This is a genomic window from Bathymodiolus heckerae thiotrophic gill symbiont (assembly GCF_900180345.1).
Classification (GTDB): Bacteria; Pseudomonadota; Gammaproteobacteria; order PS1; family Pseudothioglobaceae; genus Thiodubiliella.
The window spans coordinates 1-5,525 of sequence record NZ_FXLV01000070.1 but is presented as its reverse complement, the minus strand read 5'-3'; the positions used below and the strand labels follow the sequence as shown (position 1 = coordinate 5,525).

5 protein-coding genes are annotated in these 5,525 nt (G+C 41.6%); 4 read left to right on the top strand and 1 reads right to left on the bottom strand.

The features are described from left to right. A partial coding sequence (locus CRYPD_RS08510) for a helix-turn-helix domain-containing protein (protein WP_171004394.1) occupies nucleotides 1–127 on the bottom strand: 127 nt, incomplete at its 3' end. A 301-nt stretch (nucleotides 128–428) separates the two neighbouring features. On the opposite strand from CRYPD_RS08510, the gene glyA reads away from it, so the two are divergent. Genes glyA through CRYPD_RS07260 form a run of 4 tightly spaced genes read left to right on the top strand, consistent with a single transcriptional unit; the run spans nucleotide 429 to nucleotide 5,227 of the window. After that, nucleotides 429–1,682, top strand: coding sequence for a serine hydroxymethyltransferase (gene glyA, locus CRYPD_RS07275; RefSeq protein WP_138146922.1), 1,254 nt, complete (start codon nucleotides 429–431; stop codon nucleotides 1,680–1,682). Between the two features lie 23 nt (nucleotides 1,683–1,705). After that, nucleotides 1,706–2,170 (top strand): transcriptional regulator NrdR, encoded by a 465-nt coding sequence (gene nrdR, locus CRYPD_RS07270; RefSeq protein WP_138146921.1) that lies wholly within the window; start codon nucleotides 1,706–1,708, stop codon nucleotides 2,168–2,170. Then, nucleotides 2,157–3,518 (top strand): DNA repair protein RadA, encoded by a 1,362-nt coding sequence (radA, locus tag CRYPD_RS07265; RefSeq protein ID WP_138146920.1) that lies wholly within the window; start codon nucleotides 2,157–2,159, stop codon nucleotides 3,516–3,518. Before nrdR ends, radA begins: the two co-directional genes overlap by 14 nt. Before the next feature lie 35 nt (nucleotides 3,519–3,553). Beyond that, complete coding sequence (locus CRYPD_RS07260) at nucleotides 3,554–5,227, top strand: glutamine--tRNA ligase/YqeY domain fusion protein (RefSeq protein ID WP_138146919.1); 1,674 nt, start codon at nucleotides 3,554–3,556, stop codon at nucleotides 5,225–5,227. Nucleotides 5,228–5,525 lie beyond the last annotated feature (298 nt).

Genomic DNA, 5,525 nt, shown 5'->3' with positions numbered 1-5,525 from the left:
TAATCTCACGTGAGATAGTTGCCGGACTTCTGTTTAACAGATTGGCAATGCCAATCTGATTCATATGTAGTTGTAAACACGCTTTTATCTGGTATCGTTCATCGTTAGTCAGTTGTTGATAATTCATTGCAATTTCCCGTAGTAAGAAAATAGCAAAGTTTATTACAACTGGCTATTTAATTACAATTAAAATTGCACTTGTTATGCGAATTCAAGATAATTAACCGCACCGCTTTAATAAGTAAATAAAATAAACAAAGAAAAAAAGCCCCGTAAAAACAGGGCTTTTTTTTGAGTAAGATTTGCTTGAATTATGCAGTGGCGTTTTTATTGTATGAGAGGTTGAGTTTTGTGTTAACAATTAGGTGTTTGTGCGTTAAAATAAATTCTTTAAAATTTTAGATATTATATAAACAACAAGGAGAATTATGTTTGATAAATCCCAAACTTTAGCCGAGGTAGATAGTGATATTGCAGAGGCAATTGCCAAAGAAGAAGCACGCCAAGAGGCACATGTTGAATTGATTGCTAGTGAAAACTATACTTCGCCAGCCGTGATGGAGGCACAGGGGTCGCAGTTGACTAATAAGTATGCTGAAGGGTATCCGCACAAGCGATATTATGGCGGGTGTGAGCATGTGGATGTGGTAGAGCAGTTGGCGATTGACCGTGCTAAGAAGTTGTTTGGTGCAGATTATGCGAATGTGCAGCCACATTCTGGTTCACAGGCAAATGCGGCAGTTTTTCAGGCGTTGTTGGTACCGGGGGATACAATTTTAGGGATGAGTTTGGCACATGGCGGGCATTTAACCCATGGCGCTGCACCGAGTTTTTCGGGTAAGAATTTTAACGCTATTCAGTATGGTTTGAACGAGGAAACAGGCGAAATTGATTATGAACAAGTTGAGGCTTTGGCAAAAGAGCATCAGCCCAAGATGATTATTGCTGGATTTTCGGCGTATTCTCGTGTGGTGGATTGGCAGCGTTTTAGAGAGATTGCAGATAGTATTGACGCTTATTTGATGGTTGATATGGCGCATGTTGCGGGTTTGGTAGCAGCGGGTGAGTACCCATCGCCAGTCGCAATTGCTGATGTAACCACGACCACAACACATAAAACACTTCGTGGTCCTCGTGGCGGTTTGATTTTGGCTAAGGCAAACGAGGCTATTGAAAAGAAACTTAATTCTGCCATTTTCCCCGGCATTCAAGGCGGTCCGTTGATGCATATTATTGCTGCCAAGGCGGTGAGTTTTAAAGAGGCAATGAGTGATGAATATAAGACTTATCAAAAACAAGTAAAGGTTAATGCACAAGCGATGGCCAATGTCTTTATTGAACGGGGATTTGATGTGGTATCAGGTGGCACAGATGACCACTTGTTTTTGGTGAGTTTTATCAACCAAGGATTAACAGGCAAAGCGGTGGACGCTGCTTTGAGTAGTGCACACATTACCGTCAATATGAACGCCGTACCCAACGACCCACAATCCCCCTTTGTTACCAGCGGTATTCGTGTTGGCACACCAGCGGTAACAACGCGTGGTTTTAACGAAACAAACTGCGCTGATTTAGCCACATGGATGTGCGATATTTGTGATGAGCCTGATAATCAATCAGTGATCAACGAAGTTAAAACCAAAGTTGCCGTGCTTTGCACCAACCACCCCGTTTACAATTAACCATTAACCATTAACCATTAATTATGCGCTGTCCATTTTGTCAATCTGATGATACTAAAGTCCTAGACACACGCCTGATTGATGACGGCTCTCAGGTGCGTAGGAGACGAGAATGTACAGCTTGCAATGAGCGCTATTCGACCCGTGAAGTGGTTGATTTAAATCCGCCAAAATTGGTTAAAAGTGATAATTCTAGAGAATCTTTTAGTGAGGAAAAACTACGCTCTGGTCTGATCAAATCTTTGGAAAAACGCCCAGTAACAACTGCACAAATAGAAACAGCCATTCAGCATATTCGGCATAAATTAATGACGCAATCTGAGCGGGAAGTGCCAGCCAGCAAGTTGGGACAATGGGTAATGCAAGAGTTGAAAGCACTTGATGAAGTGGCTTATATTCGCTTTGCCTCGGTTTATAGGCAATTCCAAGATGTGGAAGCCTTCCGTCTAGAAATTGATAAATTAATGAGTAAAAATGGCAAAAACTAAGTCAGAGTTTGTTTGTAGAGAATGTGGTGCAGCGCATTCTCAGTGGGCAGGTCAGTGTTTGGAATGCAAGGCTTGGAACACCTTGGAAGAAATTGTTTTGTCCTCAACTAGTGCTGTAAAGTCAGAGATTTTGCAAGGCCTTCCACCTTCAAAAATTCAAAAACTATCAGACATTAAATCTGGAAATAAAGCCAGATTAAGCACAGGTTTGAGCGAGCTTGATCGCACTCTTGGTGGTGGTTTGGTTGACGGCTCGGTGGTGTTAATTGGTGGCGACCCCGGTATTGGCAAATCTACACTCATCCTGCAGGCTATGACAGCGATTAACAAAGACAATGTGGCTTTGTATGTGAGTGGCGAGGAATCGGCACAGCAAATAAGTGAGCGTGCGGTGCGTTTGGGTATTAAAGAAGATGTGTTGTTATTAAATGAAACGCATTTGGAAAAGATTATCAAATTAGCTAAAGATACCAAGCCAAAAGTGATTGTCATTGACTCTATTCAAACCATGGTAACGGATGGCTCAACTTCTGCCCCTGGTTCGGTTACACAGGTGCGAGATTGTGCAGCTCAACTTACGCAATATGCCAAGCAAACTAACACTATTTTACTTATGATTGGACATGTGACCAAAGGCGGTGCACTAGCAGGGCCGAGGATTTTAGAGCACATGGTGGATTGCGTTTTGTATTTTGAAGGCGATGAAGGCGGGCGATATCGCATTATTCGTGCGGTAAAAAACCGTTTTGGTGCGGTAAACGAAATCAGCGTATTTGCCATGAGTGAGACTGGGCTTAAGCAGGTAGAAAACCCATCGGCAATATTTTTGTCCAATCAAGTCAAGCCCTCGCCCGGCTCAATGGTAATGGTAACGCGCGAGGCGAGCAGACCGCTGATGATTGAAGTGCAAGCATTGGTTGACCAATCCAGTAGCAATCCTAGGCGTGTTAGCGTCGGCTTGGATCAAAATCGCCTTGCCCTACAATTAGCGATATTGCACAAACACGGTGGCATTGCCACTTTTGACCAAGATGTGTTTGTGAATGTTGTGGGCGGTATCAAAGTAAATGAAACTGCATCAGATTTGGTGGTTATGCTTACTATTATGTCAAGTTTGAGAAATAAAGTCATTCCCAATGATTGGATTGCATTTGGCGAAGTTGGCTTAACAGGCGAAGTTCGTCCTGTTTACAACGCCATTGAACGCTTGTCAGAAGCACAAAAACACGGCTTTAAAATTGCCATTATTCCCAAGGCAAATATCCCTAAAAAACCAATAAAAGGGTTAAAAGTTATTTCTGTGGAGTATCTCTACCAAGCACTACAATATATGGCTGAAAATACCTAGTATAATCTTTAACTTTATAGCAATTTAGCCCTAGAATGAGCGACAATATCCCCCCAGAAAAACCCATCAATTTTATTCGTCATCAACTTAATGATGACTTGGATTCAGGCTTGTATAAATCCATTCAAACACGCTTTCCACCTGAGCCAAATGGCTATTTACACATCGGACACGCTAAGTCAATTTGCCTAAATTTTGGCTTGGCACAAGACTATCACGGCAAATGCAATCTGCGTTTTGATGACACCAACCCCGCTAAAGAAGATGCGGAATTTGTCGAATCTATTAAAAATGATGTTGAATGGTTGGGCTTTAAATGGGATGGCGAGATTCAATACAGCTCTAATTATTTTCCAAAATTTTACCAATACGCCATTGAACTCATTAACAAAAACTTGGCTTATGTGTGTTTTTTAGATGCAGAACAAACACGAGAATATCGCGGCACCTTAAAGCAAGCGGGCAAAGACAGCCCGTATCGTCAAACTTCCATTGAAGAAAATCTAGATTTGCTCGCCAAAATGAAAGAAGGAAAATTCTCAGAAGGCGAATGCGTCCTACGGGGAAAAATCGATATGGCAAGCCCATTTATGTGTATGCGCGACCCAACACTGTATCGTATTCGTTTTGATAAGCATCATCAAACAGGTAACGAGTGGCGCATTTACCCTATGTATGATTTTGCCCATTGTATTTCTGATGCCGTTGAAGGTGTTACCCATTCGCTATGCACGCTAGAATTTCAAAATAATCGATATTTGTATGATTGGATTCTTGAACATTTGAATGACTTTAATAAGCCTAATCGCCCGCATCAATACGAGTTTTCACGGCTGAATTTAGAGTATACGGTGATGTCCAAGCGCAAACTACAGCAATTGGTCGAAGATGGATTAGTATCAGGCTGGAATGATCCACGATTACCAACGCTTTCTGGGCTTAGACGGCGTGGCTATACTGCCGCCAGTATTCGTGATTTTGTTGAACGCATTGGCATTTCCAAAGTTGACAGCATGACCGATATGAAAATCCTAGAAGACGCTGTGCGTGATGACTTGAATACTATTGCACCACGCACCATGGGTGTGATTGACCCAATTAGAGTTATTATTGAAAACTATCCTGAAAATCAAGTAGAAACCCTGCAAGCGCCCATTCATCCACAAAATGAAGCGATGGGAAAACGCGATATTTTTTTTTCTCGTGAGTTGTATATTGACAGAGCCGATTTTGCAGAAATTGCCCCCAATAAAAAATTTAAACGCCTTGCTATCGACAAAGAAGTACGCTTACGAAATGCCTATGTCATTAATGCCACCTCATTTGACACTGATTTTGACGGTAACATCACCACCGTTTATGCCACCTATGACCCAGATACGCTAGGCAAAAACCCCACAGATGGTAGAAAAGTCAAAGGCGTTATTCACTTTGTCGAAGCCAGTAAGGCACTCAGAGCAGAATTCAGACTATACGAGCGCCTTTTCACCCTTGAAAACCCCGGTAAGAACGACCACTTTGAGCAATTACTTAACCCAAACTCATTGATTGTAACTTATGGCTTTGTTGAGCCAAGCATGAAAGACGCTACGCTTGAAATGGCTTATCAGTTTGAACGAGAGGGGTATTTCTGCCGTGATAATCAAGCCAGCGACAGCCTAGTTTTTAACAAAACCGTCAGTCTACGAGACACTTGGAATGGCCAGTAAATAAAAATTGATTTTAGGTTTTGGGTGGTGTGCAAATTCAAGTTTTGGCTAATAAACCTGTTGGGTTTTTTATGGAGAATTTGGAGAGGTAGAATACAGATAAATAAAAATAACTTCGCAATATCCTGTAGGGCTGTAATAAATAAAATTTAGTTTTGATTTTGTTTTTTGTATGGATAAAAGATCTTGAATTCGCACATTAAGTGCAATTTCTCCTAAGCCGTTAATAAATCAACAGCCTTTCCTAAAAATAACTCAACTGGTTGTTTCCCACCTCGTGTTTTTCGAGGTCTTGTGT